18 protein-coding genes are annotated in these 20,233 nt (G+C 63.0%); 3 read left to right on the top strand and 15 right to left on the bottom strand.

Translation table 11 applies throughout. The features are described from left to right. Nucleotides 1-92, top strand: a 92-nt coding sequence (locus VMP31_RS23005; RefSeq protein WP_325507584.1) for an integrase core domain-containing protein, incomplete at its 5' end; no start/stop codon positions are given. Between the two features lie 72 nt (nt 93-164). On the opposite strand, the gene VMP31_RS23010 is transcribed toward VMP31_RS23005, so the two are convergent. The 6 genes from VMP31_RS23010 to VMP31_RS23035 all read right to left on the bottom strand — a co-directional run bounded on the left by VMP31_RS23010 (nt 165) and on the right by VMP31_RS23035 (nt 6,150). Further along, entirely contained in the window at nt 165-1,907 is a 1,743-nt protein-coding gene (locus VMP31_RS23010) for an ABC transporter substrate-binding protein (RefSeq protein WP_325510122.1), read from the bottom strand. Nucleotides 1,908-1,990: 83 nt separating this feature from the next. Continuing rightward, a complete protein-coding gene (locus VMP31_RS23015) occupies nt 1,991-2,263 on the bottom strand; it encodes a DUF2160 domain-containing protein (protein ID WP_325510124.1) in 273 nt (90 codons plus the stop codon). Nucleotides 2,264-2,274: 11 nt separating this feature from the next. Continuing rightward, nucleotides 2,275-3,075: a carbohydrate ABC transporter permease gene (locus VMP31_RS23020; protein WP_325510126.1), complete on the bottom strand. Its 801-nt coding sequence runs from the start codon at nt 3,073-3,075 to the stop codon at nt 2,275-2,277. 8 nt (nt 3,076-3,083) lie between these two features. Next, the gene (locus VMP31_RS23025) at nt 3,084-3,947 is read right to left on the bottom strand and encodes a sugar ABC transporter permease (protein WP_325510128.1); all 864 of its coding nucleotides are present in this window, start codon (nt 3,945-3,947) and stop codon (nt 3,084-3,086) included. Beyond that, on the bottom strand, nt 3,944-5,056 hold the full coding sequence (locus tag VMP31_RS23030) for an ABC transporter ATP-binding protein (protein WP_325510130.1): 1,113 nt from the start codon (nt 5,054-5,056) through the stop codon (nt 3,944-3,946). The genes VMP31_RS23025 and VMP31_RS23030 overlap by 4 nt, the downstream gene beginning before the upstream one ends. Beyond that, nucleotides 5,056-6,150 (bottom strand): ABC transporter ATP-binding protein, encoded by a 1,095-nt coding sequence (locus VMP31_RS23035; RefSeq protein ID WP_325510132.1) that lies wholly within the window; start codon nt 6,148-6,150, stop codon nt 5,056-5,058. Before VMP31_RS23035 ends, VMP31_RS23030 begins: the two co-directional genes overlap by 1 nt. 262 nt (nt 6,151-6,412) lie before the next feature. On the opposite strand from VMP31_RS23035, the gene VMP31_RS23040 reads away from it, so the two are divergent. Next, nucleotides 6,413-8,275, top strand: a complete 1,863-nt coding sequence (locus VMP31_RS23040) for a sigma-54-dependent Fis family transcriptional regulator (protein ID WP_325510134.1) — start codon at nt 6,413-6,415, stop codon at nt 8,273-8,275. A gap of 14 nt (nt 8,276-8,289) precedes the next feature. Here the strand turns inward: VMP31_RS23040 and VMP31_RS23045 are convergent, their stop codons facing one another. The 7 genes from VMP31_RS23045 to VMP31_RS23075 are packed head-to-tail and all read right to left on the bottom strand — an operon-like array spanning nt 8,290 to nt 16,691. Next, the gene (locus tag VMP31_RS23045; protein ID WP_325510136.1) at nt 8,290-9,321 is read right to left on the bottom strand and encodes a diguanylate cyclase domain-containing protein; all 1,032 of its coding nucleotides are present in this window, start codon (nt 9,319-9,321) and stop codon (nt 8,290-8,292) included. Between the two features lie 36 nt (nt 9,322-9,357). Then, nucleotides 9,358-10,362 (bottom strand): chemotaxis response regulator protein-glutamate methylesterase, encoded by a 1,005-nt coding sequence (locus tag VMP31_RS23050; RefSeq protein WP_325510137.1) that lies wholly within the window; start codon nt 10,360-10,362, stop codon nt 9,358-9,360. Further along, nucleotides 10,359-12,593 carry a hybrid sensor histidine kinase/response regulator gene (locus tag VMP31_RS23055; protein WP_325510139.1) on the bottom strand — a complete coding sequence of 745 codons (2,235 nt, stop codon included), beginning with the start codon at nt 12,591-12,593 and terminating at the stop codon, nt 10,359-10,361. Before VMP31_RS23055 ends, VMP31_RS23050 begins: the two co-directional genes overlap by 4 nt. Then, complete coding sequence (locus tag VMP31_RS23060) at nt 12,590-13,282, bottom strand: chemotaxis protein CheW (protein ID WP_325510141.1); 693 nt, start codon at nt 13,280-13,282, stop codon at nt 12,590-12,592. Before VMP31_RS23060 ends, VMP31_RS23055 begins: the two co-directional genes overlap by 4 nt. Next, on the bottom strand, nt 13,275-14,528 hold the full coding sequence (locus VMP31_RS23065; protein ID WP_325510143.1) for a CheR family methyltransferase: 1,254 nt from the start codon (nt 14,526-14,528) through the stop codon (nt 13,275-13,277). Before VMP31_RS23065 ends, VMP31_RS23060 begins: the two co-directional genes overlap by 8 nt. After that, nucleotides 14,525-15,058 carry a chemotaxis protein CheW gene (locus VMP31_RS23070; protein ID WP_325510145.1) on the bottom strand — a complete coding sequence of 178 codons (534 nt, stop codon included), beginning with the start codon at nt 15,056-15,058 and terminating at the stop codon, nt 14,525-14,527. The genes VMP31_RS23065 and VMP31_RS23070 overlap by 4 nt, the downstream gene beginning before the upstream one ends. Nucleotides 15,059-15,074: 16 nt before the next feature. Further along, the gene (locus VMP31_RS23075) at nt 15,075-16,691 is read right to left on the bottom strand and encodes a methyl-accepting chemotaxis protein (protein WP_325510147.1); all 1,617 of its coding nucleotides are present in this window, start codon (nt 16,689-16,691) and stop codon (nt 15,075-15,077) included. A 357-nt stretch (nt 16,692-17,048) separates the two neighbouring features. Here VMP31_RS23075 and VMP31_RS23080 point away from each other — a divergent pair, with 357 nt between their 5' ends. Next, entirely contained in the window at nt 17,049-17,933 is an 885-nt protein-coding gene (locus tag VMP31_RS23080; RefSeq protein WP_414705487.1) for a polysaccharide deacetylase family protein, read from the top strand. On the opposite strand, the gene VMP31_RS23085 is transcribed toward VMP31_RS23080, so the two are convergent. Both VMP31_RS23085 and cysS read right to left on the bottom strand, forming a co-directional pair. Beyond that, complete coding sequence (locus tag VMP31_RS23085; RefSeq protein WP_325510151.1) at nt 17,922-18,719, bottom strand: serine aminopeptidase domain-containing protein; 798 nt, start codon at nt 18,717-18,719, stop codon at nt 17,922-17,924. The two genes, VMP31_RS23080 and VMP31_RS23085, sit on opposite strands and share 12 nt — an antisense overlap. Before the next feature lie 74 nt (nt 18,720-18,793). Beyond that, the gene (gene cysS / locus VMP31_RS23090; protein WP_325510153.1) at nt 18,794-20,176 is read right to left on the bottom strand and encodes a cysteine--tRNA ligase; all 1,383 of its coding nucleotides are present in this window, start codon (nt 20,174-20,176) and stop codon (nt 18,794-18,796) included. Between the last annotated feature and the right edge of the window lie 57 nt (nt 20,177-20,233).

The raw sequence follows: 20,233 nt of genomic DNA on the forward strand, positions 1-20,233 counted from the left end.
TGGTGGATGAGGCGGTGCAGATCTACAACATGGAACGGCCCCACATGGCCCTGAAAAACAAAACGCCCGATGCTGTGCATCGGGCGTTTTGAGGTCTGTCGAGCTATCTGGAAAGGTGTAAACCTATTTCAGGACTAGACAGCGTGTTTTATTGCAAGTGGACCTTAGTTGCGCGCCTGTTCCCAGGATTTGAGCAGTTCGTTGTAGTTGATGGTTTCGCCTTTAGGCTTCTCGTTAGCCAGTTTCGGCTTGGGTGCCCCCGGCTGATCCAGCCAGTATTGCGGGTCTTTCGCCTCATTCAGCTTGGGACCGCACTCGCCGAGTACACCGGAACGCTCCAGACGCCCGAGCATGGTGTCCTGAGCTGCCGCCAGGCCATCCAGCGCCTCTTGCGGGGTTTTGTCGCCACTGGCCGCTTCAGCAATAAACTGCCACCACAGCTGGGCCAGACGCGGGTAGTCCGGCACGTTGGTGCCGGTGGGCGTCCACTGCACCCGTGCCGGGCTGCGGTAGAACTCCACCAGACCGCCGAGCTTCGGCGCGGCGTCGGTCATGGCCTGCGAGTTGATATCCGACTCGCGAATCGGCGTCAGGCCAACCAGGGTCTTCTTCAGCGACACGGTCTTGGATGTAACGAACTGGGCGTACAGCCAGGCCGCCAGGCGCTGCTTGTCCGGGGTGGACTTGAGGAAGGTCCAGGAACCGGCGTCCTGATAACCCAGCTTCATGCCCTCCTCCCAGTACGGGCCCTTGGGCGACGGTGCCATGCGCCACTTCGGTGTGCCGTCTTCATTAACCACCGGCAGGCCCGGCTTGGTCATGTCTGCGGTAAAGGCGGTGTACCAGAATATCTGCTGAGCGATGCTGCCCTGAGCCGGCACCGGGCCGGATTCGGAGAAGGTCATGCCCTGAGCTTCCGGCGGCGCGTATTGGCGCATCCAGTCGACGTACTTGGTGGTGGCATAGACCGCCGCCGGGCCATTGGTGTCGCCGCCGCGGGCAACGCTGGAACCCACTGGGCGGCAACCGTCGACGCGAATGCCCCACTCGTCCACCGGCAGGCCGTTGGGCAGGCCCTTGTCGCCACCGCCCGCCATGGAGAACCAGGCATCGGTGAAGCGCCAGCCCAGGGACGGGTCTTTCTTGCCGTAGTCCATATGGCCATAGACGCGCTGACCGTCGATTTCCTTGACCTTCTCGGAGAAGAATTCGGCGATGTCTTCATAGGCCGACCAGTTGACCGGCACGCCCAGCTCGTAACCGTAGATTTCCTTGAACTTGGCCTTCAGCTCCGGACGTTCGAACCAGTCGGCGCGGAACCAGTAAAGGTTGGCGAACTGCTGGTCGGGCAGCTGATAGAGCTTGCCGTCCGGTCCAGTGGTAAAGGACAGGCCGATAAAGTCGTCCAAGTCCAGGGTCGGCGAGGTGAAGTCCTTGCCGTCGCCAGCCATCATGTCGGTCAGCGACACAGCCTTGCCGTAACGAAAGTGGGTGCCGATCAGGTCAGAGTCGTTGATATAGCCGTCGTAGATGTTTTTGTCCGACTGCATCTGAGTCTGCAGTTTCTCCACCACATCGCCTTCCTGCATCAGGTCATGCTTGAGCTTGATCCCGGTGATTTCGCTGAAGGCTTTGGCCAGTACCTTGGACTCGTATTCGTGGGTGGCGATGGTTTCCGAGGCAACGCTGATACTCATGCCACGGAAGGGTTCTGCAGCCTTGATAAACCACTGCAGCTCGGCGAGTTGTTGCTCGGCGGTCAGGGTCGAGGGGCTGAACTCGTCGGCAATCCACTTCTTGGCGGCCTCCTCGTAGGCATCGGCCCAGGCTGCGCCGCTTAATCCAGACAATGTCAGCAGGGCAGCCAACGCCATGCTATGTCGCGTTTTGTTGTTATTGTCGAACATAGAGACCTCCATCTCAGGGTTTGGGATGAGGCAAGCGGGTCTTGGTCGCGCCCAACCAGCGGGCGCGCCCAGGGCAGCCCGGCTTAACCCCAACGCATCACTGCAAACAGCCAGAACAGGGACAGCGACGTGGCTATCCAGATACTCCAATCGGTCGTGCCCACCACCAGCAGGTGCAGGTAAGCGCTTCCCAGCAGACCGATAAACAACCGATCACCACGGGTGGTGCTGATCGGCAAGAAGCCTTTGCGCTCGACACAGGGCGAACGCAGTTCCCACACCGTCATGCCCGCGAGAATCGCGGCGATGCCGCCGAAAAACAGCGCAGTGGGCAGAGTCCAGGCCATCCAATCCATCGTTTTTCTCCTTATACCCGGCCCAGGGCAAAGCCCTTGGCCACGTGGTTGCGGACAAACCAGATCACCAGCATGCCCGGCAGGATGGTCAACACCCCCGCCGCCGCCAGCACACCCCAGTCGATACCCGAGGCCGAGACGGTGCGCGTCATCACCGCGGCGATGGGCTTGGCGTCCACCGAGGTCAGGGTGCGCGCCAGGAGCAGCTCGACCCAGGAAAACATAAAGCAGAAGAACGCCGTGACGCCGATGCCCGAACCGATCAGCGGGATAAAGATCTTCACGAAGAATTTCGGAAAGCTGTAGCCGTCGATATAGGCCGTTTCGTCGATTTCCTTCGGCACCCCGGACATAAAGCCTTCGAGAATCCACACCGCCAGCGGCACGTTGAACAGGCAGTGGGCCAGGGCCACGGCGATATGGGTGTCGAACAGGCCGATAGACGAATACAGCTGGAAGAACGGCAGCAGAAACACCGCTGGCGGAGCCATGCGGTTGGTCAGCAACCAGAAGAACAGGTGCTTGTCGCCGAGAAAGCGGTAGCGCGAGAAGGCGTAAGCCGCCGGCAGCGCCACGCTCAGGGAGATCACCGTATTGAGGCTGACGTAGTACAGCGAGTTGAGGTAGCCCTCGTACCAGCTGGGGTCGGTGAAGATCACCTTGTAGTTGGCCAGGGTGAAGTCATGGGGCCAGAGGCTCAGGCCGCCGAGGATTTCGCTGTTGCTCTTGAACGACATGTTCAGCAGCCAGTAGATCGGCACCAGCAGGAACAGGATATAGAGCCCCAGCACCACTTGTTTGCGTAGGTTCATGGTCGGCCTCAGCGGTTCTTATCGTTGTGGGTCATGGCGGTGTAGAACAGCCAGGACACCAGCAGGATGATCAGGAAATACACCAGGGAGAACGCCGCCGCCGGGCCCAGGTCGAACTGGCCGATGGCCATCTGAGTCAGGGTCTGACTGAGGAAGGTGGTGGCGTTACCCGGCCCGCCGCCGGTCAGCACAAAGGGTTCGGTGTAGATCATGAAGCTGTCCATAAAGCGCAGCATCACCGCGATCAGCAGCACGCTTTTCAGCTTGGGCAGCTGAATATGGCGGAACACCGCCCAGCTTGACGCACGGTCGATACGCGCCGCCTGGTAATACACGTCGGGAATTGCCCGCAGCCCGGAATAACACAGCAGCGCCACCAGTGAGGTCCAGTGCCAGACGTCCATGATCAGCACCGTGACCCAGGCGTCGCTGGTGTTGGAGGCGTAGTTGTAGCTGATACCCAGGCTGTTCAGGCTCCAGCCGAGCAAACCGATGTCGGCGCGGCCGAAGATCTGCCAGATGGTGCCCACCACGTTCCATGGGATCAGCAGCGGAATCGCCAGCACGATCAGCACCAGCGAAGCCATGCGCCCCTTGGTCGGCATGCACAGGGCGATGGCGATGCCTAAGGGAATCTCGATCAGCAGCACGCAGCCGGAGAAGATGAACTGGCGCAGCAGCGAATCATGCAGGCGGGTGTCCTGCAGCACCTGTTTGTACCAGTCGACACCGACGAAATAGCGCGTGGAGTGGTCGAAGATGTCCTGCACCGAGTAGTTGACCACCGTCATCATCGGCACGATGGCGCTGAACGCCACCAGCAGAAACACCGGCAGCACCAGCCACCAGGCCTTGTTGTTCTGCACCTTCATGGCTGCACCTCCAGCGCTTGGGTCTCGACCAGAAAGTCGTCGGCGTAGAGCATCAGCCACTGTGCCGGAAAGCTCAGGTAGACGCGCTGCTGCGGCACCGGCTGGTCCTCCTGCAGGCGCACCTTAAGCAGCTGGCCATCGAGTTTCAGGCTGAGAATCTTGTAGGTACCCAGATCCTCCAGGTGCACCACCTCGCCGCACAGGGCGTCGTCGTTGGGGCCGTCCCAGATATGCACGAACTCCGGCCGGATGCCGACTTTCAGGCTTTGCCCGCCCAGTTCGGCAATTCGCCGATTAAGCGCCGGCGACAGCGGCAGCACGGTGTTATTGAAGCGCACCCCATCCGCGCAGGGCTGCACGTCGATCAGGTTCATCCCCGGGCTGCCAATAAAGTAGCCGACGAAGGTGTGGCTGGGCCGCTCGAACAGTTCGCGCGGGGTGCCAAACTGGACGATCTGGCCGCCGTACATCACCGCGATCTTGTCGGCGAAGGTCGAGGCCTCCAGTTGGTCGTGGGTGACGTAGACCATGGTGATATTGAACTGCTCGTGGATCTGCTTGAGCTTGCGCCGCAGCTTCCATTTCAGGTGCGGGTCGATCACCGTCAGCGGCTCGTCGAAGAGGATCGCCGACACGTCATCACGCACCAGGCCACGGCCCATGGAGACCTTCTGCTTCTCGTCGGCGGTCAGGTTGCGCGCCCGCTTGTGCAGCAGCGGGTGCAGTTCCAGCACCTCGGCGATTTCGTTGACCTTGGCCAGAACCTTCGCTTCGTTCATGCCCTGGTTGCGCAGCGGAAAGGCCAGGTTGTCGAACACCGTCATGGTGTCGTAGACCACCGGAAACTGGAAAACCTGGGCGATATTGCGCTGCTCCGGGTGCAGCTGGTTGACCACCTTGCCGTCGAACTGCACCTCGCCATGGGAGGGGCTAAGCAGCCCGGAGATAATGTTCAACAGGGTCGACTTGCCGCAGCCGGACGGCCCCAGCAGCGCATAGGCACCGCCCTGCTGCCAGACGTGGTTCATCTCGCGGATGGCGTAATCGGCCGGGTCCTTGGGGTCGCGGCTGTAGCTGTGGGCCAGGTTGTGCAGACGGATCTCGGCCATCAGGCGGTCCTCCCTAAACGGCGGCTGGGGGCCTGAATCAGCTGCCCGTCGGCAGCGAAGACAAACAGCTTGTGGGTGGGGATATAGATGAGGATCGGCGTATCCACGTCGTACTCATGCACCCCGGGCAGGTGCAGCACCAGCACGAACTGCTCGTTGCGCACATGCAGAAAGGTTTCCGAGCCGCTGATTTCGGCCAGTTCGACGGTCACCGCCAGTTCCAGATCATCATCGTTGGAGGGCACCAGGCCGATATGGCTGGGGCGCACGCCGAAGCGGTATTCGCCCTCGGCGATGTCTTGCAGATCCGGGTTGAGGGGGAAATGCACGGTATCGGCGAAACTCACTTCGGTACCGCTGATGCGCCCCGGCATCAGGTTGATCGCCGGCTCCGAGAACAGCTCGGCGGCCAGCACCTGCTGCGGGCGGTGATAGACCTCGGCGGTCTTGCCGCTCTGCACCACCCGACCTTCGTGCAGGATGGTGGTGGTACCGCCCAGGGCCAGGGCCTCATTGGGTTCGGTGGTGGCGTAGATGGCGATGGTATGGCGGGCTTCGAACAGCTCGCGCATCTCCTGGCGCAGCTCTTCGCGCAGCTTGTAGTCGAGGTTGACCAGGGGCTCGTCGAACAGAATCAGCGAGGCATCCTTGACCAGGGCGCGAGCCATGGCCGTGCGCTGCTGCTGGCCGCCGGACAGCTCCAGCGGATGACGCTGGAGCAAGGCCTCGATGCGCAGCATCTTCGCCGTGGCGTGCACCTTGTCGAGAATCTCGGCCTTGCTCACCCCGGCCTGACGCAGCGGCGAGGCGATGTTCTCGAACACCGTCAGGGTCGGGTAATTGATGAACTGCTGGTAAACCATCGACACGTTGCGCTGGCGCACCGAGACATCGGTCATATCCGCGCCATTCATCAGGATGCGCCCGCTGCTGGGTTTGTCCAGTCCGGCCATCAAGCGCATCAGGCTGGTCTTGCCGGACAGAGTGCGGCCCAGCAACACGTTGAAGGAACCGGGTTCGAAGCTCAGGCAGGCATCGTCGATATGCAGCTGGTTATCGACGATCCGCGTGACATGCTCCAGGGTAAGTGACATGGGCCGTCCTTTTTCTTGTTATCTCCATCTAACAAGGCGAGTTCCGTGCCAAACCCTGAAATAAAACTTCAAGCCATTGATTTACAAGAAACTAATGCAGAAGCCTGAATCCCCACGGCAGATTATTTGAACAACGTTGAACAGTGCACAGTGAACACTTGAACAGTCGCGGCGTTGACATTGAACAGTCATAAGCGACACTGAGTCGACTTCGGCGCAGACCGAAACCCATAACAACAAGAACCACCCCGAGGCCCTTGTGATGGCTGAAGCTACTGCTGCCCTGCCCCACGACCGCATCATCCAGGACTCCTGGTCGCGCTGCCGCGACTTCGGCCTGACCCATCAGAGCACGCCCATTTTCAGCCGGCCCAGCCCCGGCGAGGTGTCGGCCCTGCTCGACAGCCAGCATGCCCTGGTGCAGACCACCCATAAGGAAGTGCTGCCCTACTACGGCAATATCCTGGCCAATTCCAACTGCCTGATCATGCTCGCCGACCATCAGGGCCAGGTGCTGCAGTCCTGGGGCGACCAGCGCTTTATCGAACCCAGCCGCGCCCCCGGTTTCGTCGCCGGGGCCAGCTGGCTGGAACGCTACACCGGCACCAACGCCATCGGCACCGCCCTGAGCTGCGGCCAGGCGGTGCATATCCAGCACGACGAACACTTCCTCAAGGCCAACCGCTTTATGACCGGCTCGGCCTCGCCGATCTTCGACGAGCAGCGGCAGATGATCGCGGTGCTGGATGTCTCCAGCGACAGCTACCTGCCGCCGGCCCACACCCTGGGCATGGTCAAGATGATGAGCCAGTCGGTGGAGAACCGGCTGATTCTCAACCTGTTCCAGCAGCGCTACTTTCAGCTCAGCTTCAACACCAGCCTGGACAACCTCGACAGCCCCTGGGCCGGGCTCCTGATCTTCGACGACCAGGGCCAGGTGGTATCGGCCAACCGCCGCGCCGACAGCCTGCTGGGCGTGGGCCTGGCCCGAGTGAATATCGAGAGCCTGTTCGATGTGCCGCTGCGCCAGCTGCTCAACCAGCCCGAAGGTCAGCCGTTCAACCTGCGCGCCGGCGGCCGTTTTCGCTTCCACGCCCAGGTCAAACGCCCACAGCAGCCCGCCCCCATCCAGGCCCGCGATTTCCGCCCAGCCGCCGAAGCTGAGCCGCTGCCCCAGGGCAACGGTTTTACCCTGGCCTCGATCAACCTCGGCGACCCGCGAGTGGACAAGGCCGTACGCCAAGCCGAACGCCTGCTGGAAAAGGACATCCCGATTCTGGTACACGGCGAAACCGGGGTAGGCAAAGAGGTGTTCGTCAAGGCCCTGCACCAATCCAGCTCGCGCGCCAAACAGGCGCTGATCGCGGTCAACTGCGCGGCTATCCCCGCCGAACTGGTGGAGTCCGAACTGTTCGGCTACGAGAAAGGTGCCTTTACCGGGGCCAGCCAGAAAGGCAGCATCGGCCTGATCCGCAAGGCCCATAAAGGCACCCTGTTTCTCGATGAAGTCGGCGATATGCCCCTGCGCGTACAGGCGCGCCTGCTGCGTGTGCTGCAGGAGCGCTGCGTACAGCCCCTGGGCAGCAGCGAACTGTACCCGGTGGATATCCGCCTGGTATCCGCCACCAATCGTCCGCTGCGCCAGGATGTGGAAGCCGGGTTATTTCGCCAGGACCTGTACTACCGCATCAGCGGTCTCAACCTGGAACTGCCGCCGCTGCGCCAGCGCACGGACAAGGCCGCCCTGGTCCAGCGTATCTGGGACTATCACCGCGAACCACAACAATGGGCCGGGCTAAGCCCAGAAGTCATGGCCCTGTTCAAGCGCCACCCCTGGCCGGGCAACCTGCGCCAGTTAAGCAGCGTGCTGCAGATCGCCCTGGCCATGGCTGACGAACAGCCGATCCGCCCTGAGCATCTGCCGGATGATTTCTTTGCCGATCTGCAGGAAAAGGATGAGGGAGAAACAGCGAGTGAACAGCCAGTGATATCGGTGGTCGCTGACAATGACCTGGCCCGCCAACTGCACGCCTGCGGCGGCAATATTTCGCACCTGGCCAAGCGTCTGGGGCTGAGCCGCAATACCCTTTATAAGCGGTTAAGGGAGCAAGGCCTGAGGCTGTAGCGGGTAGCCCATCGTTACCATGAGGCCGGCGGCACCGGCCTTTCGAGGGTTTTGACCCGGTTGCGGCCCTGGTTCTTGGCGCAATAGAGGCCCTGGTCAGCCAGCTGGATCAGCAACTGCGGGGACTCGCCGGGCAGCGGCACCAGGGTCGCCCCGCCGAGACTCAAGGTCATGAGGGAGCCGTGGGTGGGATAACTGTGGGTAATCCGCCGCGCCAGCATGGCTTCACGAATCTTCTCGGCTACTACCCGCGCCCCGGCGGCCGGGGTGCTAGGCAGCAGCATGACAAATTCATCGCCACCGTAGCGGGCGGCCATATCGGCCGGCCGGGTGCAGTTCTCGCGCAGGGAATTGGCCACCTGGCACAGCAGATCGTCACCAGCCAGGTGGCCCAGCTCGTCGTTGTAAGCCTTGAAAGAGTCGACATCGATAAATAGCAGCGATATCTGCGCCTGTTCGCGCTGAGCACGCAGCCACTCCACGGCGAGGAACTCATCGAAATGCCGGCGATTGGACAGGCCAGTCAGGCCGTCGGCGTTCATCAGGCGCTGCAGCACCAGGTTGGTGTCCATCAGGTGCTGCTGGCTCTCGCGCAGCGCCCGGTAGGCCTCGTCGCGCTGCAACAGGGTCAGGTAGGAACGCGAGTGATAGCGGATCCGCGCAACCAGTTCGATGGCATCCGGCAGCTTGACCAGGTAATCGTTGGCACCGGCAGAAAAGGCGGCGCTCTTGACCCCGGGGTCGTCCTTGGTCGACAGGACGATAATGGGAATATCGCGAGTCGCCGGGTTGGCGCGGTACTGGCTGACCAACGTCAGGCCATCCACCCCGGGCATGACCAGATCCTGCAGGATCACCGTGGGCCTGATCTGCACGGCCTGAGCGATGGCCTTTTGCGGATCGGCACAGAAGTGAAAATCGATGTTCTCCTGGTCGGCCAGGCTGCGCCGCACGGCTTCGCCTATCATCGCCTGGTCATCGACCAGAAGGACCATGGCGGCGTTTTCATCGACTTTCAGCACGGATTTATCAAGTGAAACGCTCATACGTGAAGCTCCCAATGACCGTTGGCTGTACGACCTTCATCGCTCAGGCAAAAAGCTCAGCAAGCGCGGCGCAATCTCCTGCAAGGGCCGAATTTCGACAGCGGCGTCGAGTTCCGCGGCCGCCTTGGGCATGCCGTAAACGGCGCTGCTCTGTTGATCCTGCGCGATGGTCAAAAAGCCCCGCTCGCGCATTTGTTTAAGCCCCGCAGCACCGTCACGGCCCATACCGGTCAGCAGCACGCCGACCGCCTGACCATGCCAGTGCGCGGCCACGCTCTCGAAGAACAGATCGATAGACGGTCGATAAGCAGAATAGCCGCTGGGCTCGGCCGTGTAGGCCAGCTGACCACTTGCCAACAGCCGCAGGTGCTGGTCGGTGCCTGCCAACAGTGCCGTGCCCCGCTGTGGCGGCTCGCCATCGCGCGCCAGGCGCACGGGCACGCCGGAAACCTGGGCCAGCCAATCGGCCATGCCGGCGGCAAACACCTTATCGACATGCTGAACCAGCACGATGGCCGCGGGGAAACCGTCCGGAATACCGTGCAGCAGCTCCGCCAGCGCCGCCGGACCACCCGCCGAGGCACCGATGGCGACCAGTTGCTGCGCCGCGACGCCGCTGGTTTGACTTGGCGCGGCGTAACGGGCCTGCTTATCGGCATGGCCGATCAGCCAGCCGATATTCTGAATCTTGCGTAACAGCGATGCGCCGGCCTCGCCGCCCAGGGTCGGGGTGTTGACCACATCCAGCGCGCCGTGGCCCATGGCATCGAAGACCTGGCGCAGGTTCTGCTTGCTGTCGCCGGTCACCAGCAAAATCGCACAGGGACTCTGCGCCATGATTCGACGGGTCGCCTCAACGCCATCCATCACCGGCATAACCAAATCCATCAACAGCAGATCCGGCGTCTGCGCCGCGCAGCGTCGTACCGCCTCGGCACCATCGCCGGCAACCCAGACGATCTGGTGTTCGGGGGCGAAGGCCAGCGCCCGGCGCAGCGCCTCCACGGCCATCGGCATATCGTTGACGATGGCGATCTTCATAACGACCTGCCGATCAGCATCGCCACCGCGTCGAGCAACTCTTCGTCGTGGAAACTGGCTTTGCCCAGGTAGTAATCGGCACCGGCCTCCAGGCCGCGCCGGCGGTCTTCTTCGCGGTCCTTGTAGGACACCACCATCACCGGCAGCGACTGCATCCGGTGATCGCGACGCAGCAAGGTCACCAGCTCAATACCGTCCATACGCGGCATGTCGATATCGGTAATCAACAGGTCGAAAGACTCGGCGCGCAGCGCATTCCAGCCGTCCATGCCATCCACCGCGACCGCCACCTCGTAGCCACTGTTGAGCAACAGCTTACGCTGCAGCTCGCGCACGGTGAGCGAATCGTCGACCACCAGCACGCGCTTGCGCGCCACACCCGGTTCCTGCCCGCTGCGGTCGATGCGCTCCAGGCGACCGTTGCTGCGCAGACGCTCCAGCGAGCGCTGCAAATCCTCGACATTGAGGATCAGCACCGGCGCACCATCGTCGAGTACGGCACCGGCGAGGACGTTTTGCACATTGCCCAGGCGCGCATCGAGCGGCAGGACCACCAGGGTGCGTTCGCCGATAATGCGCTCGACGGCAATTCCGTAAAGGGCCTCGCCCACACCGACCAGCACCACCGGGATCGTGGCCCGCGCTGTTCGCTCGACAGGCCGCTGGAGCAATTGACCGGCCGCCACCAGGCCGACCGAACGGCCCTCGTAGGTGAAATGTTGCTGCCCTTCCAGCTGCACAATGGCGGCCGGTTCCAGTTCGCACATGCGCTCGATATGGGCCAAGGGAAAGGCATAGGCCTCGCCGCCGACTTCGACCACCAAGCTGCGTACCACCGAGAGCGTCAGCGGCACTTCGAGCAAGAAGCGCATGCCGCGGCCACTCTGTTGCTGCAACTGAATGCCGCCGCGCAGCTGGCGCAACATATGCTGCACCGCGTCCAACCCGACGCCGCGTCCAGACACCTCGGTCACCTGTTCGCGCAGGCTGAAACCAGGCAGAAACAGGAAGCTCAGCAACTCCTCCTCACTCAATTGCGCGGCGGTTTCCTCGCTGGCCAGCTGGCGCTGAACGATACTCCCGCGCAACCGCGACAAGTCCACCCCGGCACCATCGTCGGCAATTTCCAGAAGCAAGGAGCCCGCCTGCTGGCGAGCCTTGATGCTGATCACGCCTTCGGCGGGCTTGCCTGCGGCCAGCCGCTCGGCCGGGGCCTCGATACCGTGGTCGAGGGCATTGCGCAGCAGATGGATCAGGGGCGCATCGAGCCGTTCCAGCACGTCGCGGTCCACTTGGGTGGCGTCTCCCTCAACCTGCAAGCGCACCTGCTTGTCGAGGCTGCGGGCGAGGTCACGGATCATCCGCGCCTGGCCGCGCAACACATCGGCCAGCGGCCGCATGCGGCACGCCAGCGCGGTGTCGTAGAGCTGTTGGGCGCGCTGCGCGGCTTGCCAGGCGAACTCGTCCAATGCAGCAGCCTGCTGTTCGAACAACTGCCGACAGTCGCCGAGCACACGTCGGGCCTCAGTCAGGGGCGCCAGTGCAGAGGTGTCGGTAGCGCCCTCGGTCAAGGCCTGCTGAGTGTTTTCGAGCATCCGCCCCAACTGCATCTGCATGCGCTTGCCGCGTTGCAGGGCCAGCAGTTGCGGCTTTAGCCGCTGGGCCTCGACCAAGGCCTTGCTGGACAGATCAAGCAAATGGTCGAGGCGCTCGGCGGTCACCCGCAGCACCCGTTCGCCGCCTTCAAGCGGGCGATTCTCCGCGGGGAGCGGTTCGGCTATATCGGCTGGCGCATCGACTGCTAGGGCGCTGGTAGGCGCTGCAGCTGGCGGCGCAAGCAGCGGTGCGCCGACCTGACCGGCCAACTGGGCGATCATGGCATCGATTTCCGCCGGTGCGACCAGCGCCTCGGGGGTGGCGATACGCAGCAGCAGGTCGCTGCCCAGCAGCAGTGCATCGATATGCGCGGGACTCAGTTGCAAGCGCCCTTCCTGGGCCTCGACCAGGCAGTCTTCCATGGCATGGGCGACCTGCACACCGGCCTCGACCCCGACGATCCGCGCCGCGCCCTTGAGCGAATGGGCCGCGCGCATGCAGGCCTCCAGCTGGTCACTCAGGGTCGGATTGCGCTCGAGCAGCAGCAACCCGGCCGCGAGCACCTGGGTTTGCGCCTCGGCCTCCAGGCGGAACAGCTCCAGCATGGGCGCGTCGCGCATCTCCTCAGGCGTCATGCCAGGCTCCGGATCATGGTTTGCAGCAGTTGCTCCTCGTCCAGCAGGCGCAGGCTGCGTCCGCGCCACTGCAGCACGCCACGGCTGCATTTGGCGGGGTCCAGGGTGTTGTCCCGTTCAGCTTCGGCAAGTAGATCGAGGGCGAAGCCATGGATGCCGTCCACTTCATCCACCGCGGCCAGCAGATGGCCGCCGGGGGCCCCCAGCACCAGCATGCGCGGTGCCACCCGTACGCCCGCGGCCGGGGCTGGCGCACCGCTGACATCGAGGCCGAGCAGCTCGACCAGCGACAGGCAGGTCAGCAGCGCGCCGCGCACATTGGCAACCCCGAGCAAGGCGCGGCCGCGCGGGTGTGGCAAGGTGTGGACCGGCACCGGCGCGGCTACCTCCACCAGAATGCGGGTGGCCAGGGCCAGCCACTCCTCGCCGAGGCGAAACACCAGTAACGAGCGCGTCGCCTGCACGGTGGCCGGAGCCTGTGCGTGCTCCGTATCCGCTTCGTCCTGCTGCAGCACGTAACGGTCGAGCAAGCGAATGGCAGCTGCGGCATACAGCGCACAGTTGCGGCAATGAATATGCTCGACCAGCAGTGGGCAGGATTTATCGCCGCGTACGCCGATGCGGTTCCAGCAGTCGTCGAGTGCTTGTGCATCATCGGCCAGCGAGGTTGCCAGGATCGGCTCAGGCATTCTTGTCCCCTCCCTGTGCGGCACGGACCCGCAGACGGCCGGCGGCGGCCAGATCGCCCTGGGCGGCGAGCAAGGCGGCCAGGTGGCTCAAGGCTTCGAGGTGCTGCGGCTGCAAATACAGCGCCTTGCGGTAAAAGCCCTGGGCCTGGGCTGGCTTGCCACTGGCATCACTAAGCAAACCCAGCCAGTAGAACACTTCCGCACTCGGTCCCTGCTCAGTGAGCAAACGCTCGCAGGCCTGCTGCGCCTCGGCGATATGGCCCTGGTTGGCCAGGGTGACGATGGCCTGCAGCTGCGCGCTGCTGTTCTCTGCGGGGGGCGCTGCCGAAAGCCTTGCCGCTACCGGGCGCGCCTCATGTTGCAGCGCCGTGTGGGGGCGGCCATCACCACTGCGTGTGGGCTGCGGGCGCAGGGCCTTGGGTTGCGGCGCGCGGTCGATTGCTACCGCTGCATCGGGGTAGTGGAAGGCGAATGCCTGGGGAATCCCCAGCGTTTGCAGGCCAAGACGAGACGCCAGATTGGCCTCTGCCGGCCCGACAAAGATCACCCCGTCCTGCCGCGTCAGACGCTTGAACCCCGCCAGCACGGCTTCCTGGGTGGCTTGGTCGAAGTAGATCAGCAGGTTGCGGCACAGCACCAGATCATAGGGCGGCTGATTGGCGAGCAGTGCCGGGTCGAGCAGATTGCCGCACTGGAAGCGCACCTGCTGGCGAACGCTTTTATCCAGCGCGTAGCCATCCTCAACCGCGCTGAAATAACGGTCGCGATACCCCAGTTGCGCGCCACGAAAGGAATTATTGCCGTAGCGCGCCTGTTGCGCCCGCTCGATCAGGCGCGGGCTGACGTCCAGCGCGTCGACCTGGAACTGCGCCGCGGCAATCCCGGTATCGAACAACGCCATCACGATCGTGTAAGGCTCCTCGCCCGTCGCACAGGGCAGACTGAGGATGCGTAGTGGACGGCTACCGGCCAGGCTTAGCAAGCGCTGGCTGGCCAACTGAGCGAGCAAGACGAAGGACTCGGGATAGCGAAAGAAGCTGGTTTCAGGAACGATCACCGCCTCGATCAAGGCCTGGCGCTCCTGGGCCGAGTGCTGCAGCACCTGCCAGTAGGCGTCAGCATCTGCGACGCACGCGCTGGCAATGCGCTGGCGCACGGCCCGCTCGATAACCGAAATACCGACCGAGCCGACCTCAAGACCGATCTGGGTCTTGAGGAAGTCGACGAAGCGCTGCGAGTCGCTCATGTCGAAGCCTCTTGCGCAGCGGCGTCGGGCTCGTCCGGGAACAACAAGGCATGGGCTTCGGCAGGCAACAGCGCCTGCACCCCTACCCACTGCACCAGGCCTTGTGGCCCCTGATACACCGGCCCGAGATAGGCGGCGTGCGGATTATCCAGGCCGTAGTCGTGGAACTCGCTCGGCGCGCAGCGCAGGGTTTCCCCGGCCCGCTCGACCAGCAAGCCGAGCAGATGGCTTGGCCCACCGTCGGCGCGGCGGTAGTGAACCAATACGATACGCGTGCTGGTGCGCCGCGCCGCTGGCTGGCCGGCCAGCAGCGCGCTGAGGTCGAGAACCGGCACCAGGCTGCCGCGATAACTGAAGATTCCGGCCACCCAGACCGGGGCCTGGGCAACCGGCTGCAAGCGCCGCTGCGCCAGTACCTCGGCCACCTCGCCGACATCCAGGCCATAGCGGACGCCGGCGCAGCTGAACAGCAGAAAAAGCCTGTCCGCTTCGGCTGTGGTATCAATCTGTGGGTGATGTACTGCAAGCACTGCGCAGCTCCCTTATTCAGGTCTGGAAGCGGGAAACCCCGCTACGCAGGCCGCTGGCCACCTGGCTCAACTCATCGATGGCGTTACTGGTCTGGCGTAGCGCTTCCACTGTCTGCCCGGTGGTCTCGGCCAGTTGCTGCAGCGCCTGGTTGATCTGTTCGGCGCCGCTGGCCTGGGCCTGCATACCCTCGTTGACCATGGACAGGCGCGGAGCCAGGGCTTGGGTCTGCTGGATGATCTGCGTCAGTTGCTCGCCGACCTGCTGCACCTCGGCCATGCCGCGGCGCACTTCTTCGGAGAATTTGTCCATGCCCATAACCCCGGCCGATACCGCGGACTGGATCTCGCGCACCATCTGCTCGATATCGTAGGTGGCCACCGCGGTCTGATCGGCCAGGCGGCGGACTTCGCTGGCCACCACGGAGAAGCCGCGACCATATTCACCGGCCTTCTCAGCCTCGATAGCGGCATTCAGCGAGAGCAGGTTGGTTTGGTCGGCGACCTTGACGATGGTGGTGACTACCTGGGTGATATTGCCGGCCTTCTCGTTGAGGGTCGCCAGCTTGCTGTTGATCTGCTCGGCGGCCCCTATCACCTGGTGCATAGTGTCTTCCATCCGCATCAGGCCCGTTTGCCCCGAGCCCGCCAAAGCCGCGGCCTGTTCGGCGGCGGACGCAACCTCGTTCATGGTGCGCAGCAGATCGCGCGAGGTGGCGACGATCTCCCGCGAGGTGGCCCCAATCTCGGTGGTGGTGGCCGCTGTCTCGGTGGCGCTGGCCTGCTGCTGCTTGGAGGTGGCGGCGATCTCGGTAACCGAAGTGGTGACCGCAATCGAGGAGCGCTGCGACTGCGTCACCAGTTCAAGCAGCGAGGCGGCCATGGCGTTGAAGCCAGTCTCGATCACCCCGAACTCGTCCTGGCGCGCCAGCACCAGGTGCGTATTCAGGTTGCCGTCACGCATCGCGGCAAGGGCCTCGACGATGCTTTGTACCGGCCCGAGGATCGCCCGCAGCAGCAGATAGCCACAGATACTCGCGGCGATCACGACCAACAGCAGGGCTATCAGCAGATTGTTTTCGGCCTCAGTCACGGCATCCAGCATACCGGCGGCACCGTCGGTTACGGCCTGACTGTTCAGCTGCCCTATCGCGTCCAGCAGCGTCTCGCCCTGCGTCCAGCTTGGGTAGAGTTTTCCCTGCAGCAGCTGGCTCGCCTGTTGCGGCTGCTGTTGCAGGTAGAGTTGCAACACTTCGCCCTGCAGCCGCTTGTGTTCCTGCTGGTGCGCCTGGTAGGCGGTAAAAGCGGCCCGGTCGCGCTCGCTGAAGATGGTTTGCTCGTATTGCGCCATCAACGTGCCGATCCGCTCATCGTACTCGTGCAGTTGTTCGAGCTCTTGCGGGCTGGCGACCAGAGCCTGGTCCAATACCAGTCGCTGCAACAATACGAAATCCTGCAACGCGGCGTTGCGCAGCAACGCGCTGTGATACAGGCCAGGCAAAGAATCTTTCTGCAGGTGCTGTTCGCGCAGCTCGATATCGCGCAGATCCTCGTAGGTCAGCCCCACCATTGCCAACATGATGGCGATGATCACGGCAAAGCTGGCAAGGAGACGACGGCGAAGAGTCCAATTCATAGGCTATTGCTCCAAGGCTGATCGTGCGGCTGGCCCTGTTCAGGTATAGCAGCAAACCTTCTATGCAGCAGTCGAGAGCATCGCCCTGCTCCGCCAGGCTCGCGATGTTTGACAACAGCGCTGGCGGCGAAAGGCCGGTTCGGCCATCAAGACAGCGCGCCGAGAAGGATCTATGCGCGTTCCGCGCTGTCAAAAGGCCACTCCTGCTGGTCTGCATGTACAGCTCGGCACAGCCTGTGTGCCTTTAGTGCACCTGGCAGGCCCGCTGCTGTACTCTTCGCCCCCGTCTACACGAGTCAAAACCAACCGATGAGTTTTCCACTGCGCCCCGTCGCGACCGCTGCTCAAATATGGGGAATGTTCCCTCTTCCCCTTCGCACGCTACACAGGTGGAGCTGGGCGATAACAACTGTGGCCCTGTTGAGCGCCTGCACCAGCGCACCGTCGCCGCAGCCGCGGCCCGAGGTTGAGCCGATACGCTTTCTCCTGAGCTTCGATGACGGCCCCAGCGCGAGCCTGGGGCTCAATCCCACCCAGCAGATTCTCGATGCTCTGGACGACAACCCGATCCAGCCGGGGATCAAGGCACTGTTCTTTGTCCAGACCCGCGCCATGGCCGCCGGCGGCAGCCTCCAGGGCCAGGCACTGTTGCGCCGCCAACAGCGCGATGGTCACCTGCTGGGCTTTCACACCGCCACTCCCGGGCATGCCAACCACCGCTTTCTCAGCCCCGCCGAGCTGGAGCAATCGCTGAAAGATGGCGTAGCCGACCTCTCCGCCATCAGCGGTGCCGCGCCGCGTCTGGTGCGGCCACCCTTCTGGAACTACGACGAACGCACCTTTGCGGCCTACCAGGCCCACGGCCTGCGCTTGCTGCTGACCGATCTGAGCGCCAACGATGGCAAGACCTGGGGTATCAACGGCAGCCTGCGTCGGCGCAGCAACCTGCGCGAACAACTGGCGCGGGCCGCCGAACAGATCCATGCCGGGGCTCTACCCGTGGTAGACGGGGTGATTCCTCTGGTGGTGACCTTCCACGACCTCAATCCCTACACCGCACGGCATATGCGCGAATACCTGCAGATCCTGCTGGATGTCGCCGAGGATGTCGGCCTGGCCACAGACGCCAAGCCCTTCTACGACCAGCGTGCACCCCTCGAACGCGCCGCCCTCAAGCGCGCCCTGGGCGACCCGCTGCAATACGCGCGCCTGCCGGGGGTATGGAACTGGTTATGGAACTGAGCCCGGGCACAACCCGCTCTTGATCAGGCGCAGATACTCCGGGCGCTGCGACAGGTCGTTGTGCCCCGCCGCCGGAATAACCGCGAGCCTCGCCACCCCAGGCTGAAAGTGGCCGTACAGGGCATCGCTACTGGCGCGAGGAATCACCTTATCCTCGGCGGCCACGATCAGCAGTGTGGGCACCTCGATCTGCCGGGCGTACTTCCAGGACTCGAATTTGTCCTTAAGCAGCCACTGCACCGGGACATAGGGAAACTGCTGCCGGGCCAGCGCCTCGATACTCTCATAGGGCGTGATCAGCACCAGACCCGCGGCCGGACGCTGGCTGGCAAGGCGTACTGCCACGCCCGAGCCCAAACTGCGCCCCACCACCACAATGCAGGGATGCTGGGCATAAACCAGGTCAAACAAGGCGATCGCATCGGCCTGAATAGCCTCTTCTGAGGGCGAGCCGCTGCTACCGCCGTAGCCTCGGTAATGCAGCAGGTAGAGCGCATGGTCGCTGAAGGCCTGGGAAAACTCCGGCAGATTGAGGGAAACATCCTCGCCGTTGCCGCCGAAATAGATCAGGGCATTGCGCCCCTCGAGTGGCCGGGTGGAAACCAGCACCTCGGCATCCTCTATAGGCAGCTTGAGCAGCGTGGTGGGATTATCGATAGCGCGGGGCTGCGGGAAGTAGATAAGCGAACGCTGGAACACCAGCAAAGCAAGGCAGAGCAGCACATACAAGGCCGCCGCCCAGAGCAGAAACGCAAGCAAGGTTCGCGATAGACGACTGACGTGCATTGAGTCTTCCTCTGTCTCTATAGCCGCAAATAAACAAGCCGCTCGAAAGCGGCCTGTTTAATCCTACGCCTGCGTTACTCAGCCAAACGCCAGGTAGTGCCGCCCTTGCCGTCTTCCAGTACCACGCCCATGGCGGTGATCTGGTCGCGGATGCGATCACTTTCTGCCCAGTTCTTCTCGGCACGCGCTTGCAGGCGCGCGGCGATCAAGGCTTCAACCTCGGCAGCATCGACCTTGCCGGCAGCACCGGCCTGGAGGAAAGCCTCAGGCTCAAGCTGCAAAACACCGAGCACCCCAGCCAGTTCCTTCAACCGCGCCGCCAGACCGGCAGCAGCCTGCAGATCGCTGTCACGCAGGCGATTGATCTCACGGGCCAGCTCGAACAGCACGGCGCAGGCTTCCGGCGAGTTGAAGTCGTCGTCCATGGCCGCGGCAAAACGCTCGACAAAGGCTTCACCACCCGCCGGAGCCGCTGCGGGCAGGCCCTTGAGCGCGTTATAAAAACGCTCCAGCGCACCCTTGGCTTCACGCAGGCTGTCTTCGGAGTAGTTGATCGGGCTGCGGTAGTGGCTGGACACCAGCAGGTAGCGCACCACTTCCGGGTGATATTTCTCCAGCACCTCACGAATGGTGAAGAAGTTGCCCAGGCTCTTGGACATCTTCTCGCCATCCACACGCACCGCGCCGGCGTGCATCCAGGCATTGGCGTAGAGCTTGCCGGTGGCGGCCTCGCTCTGGGCGATTTCGTTTTCGTGGTGCGGGAACACCAGGTCCGGGCCGCCGCCATGGATATCGAAAGTCTCACCCAGGCAGCAGGTCGACATCACCGAGCACTCGATATGCCAGCCCGGACGGCCCGCGCCCCAGGGCGACGCCCAGCTCGGCTCGCCCGGTTTGACGCCTTTCCACAGGACGAAGTCCAGCGGATCCTGCTTGGCTTCATCAACCTCGATACGCGCGCCGATCTTCAGGTCTTCGATCTTCTTGCGCGACAGCTTGCCGTAACCGACAAACTTGCCGACGCGGTAATACACGTCACCATTACCGGGCGCGTAGGCAAAGCCCTTGTCGATCAGGGTCTGGATCATCTGATGCATACCGGCGATATGCCCGGTGGCACGGGGCTCCTGATCCGGGCGCAGCACGTTAAGGCGCGCCTCGTCTTCGTGCATGGCCGCAATCATGCGCTCGACCAGCGCTTCAAACGGCTCGCCGTTGTCATTGGCGCGTTTGATGATCTTGTCGTCGATGTCGGTGATATTGCGCACGTAGGTCACCTCATAGCCACGATGGCGCAACCAGCGAGTCACCACATCGAACGCCACCATCACCCGCGCATGACCGATATGACAGAAGTCGTAAACCGTCATGCCGCACACATACATGCGCACCTGGTTACCCACCAGCGGTTTGAAGACGTCTTTGCTTTTGGTCAGCGTGTTGTAGATCGAGAGCATTGCAGTTCCTTGGAAACCGCGGACCAGCGTACCGGCCCGGTTCTAATCAGAGCGACT

The sequence above is a fragment of the Pseudomonas sp. genome (assembly GCF_035512415.1).
Classification (GTDB): domain Bacteria; phylum Pseudomonadota; class Gammaproteobacteria; order Pseudomonadales; family Pseudomonadaceae; genus Aquipseudomonas.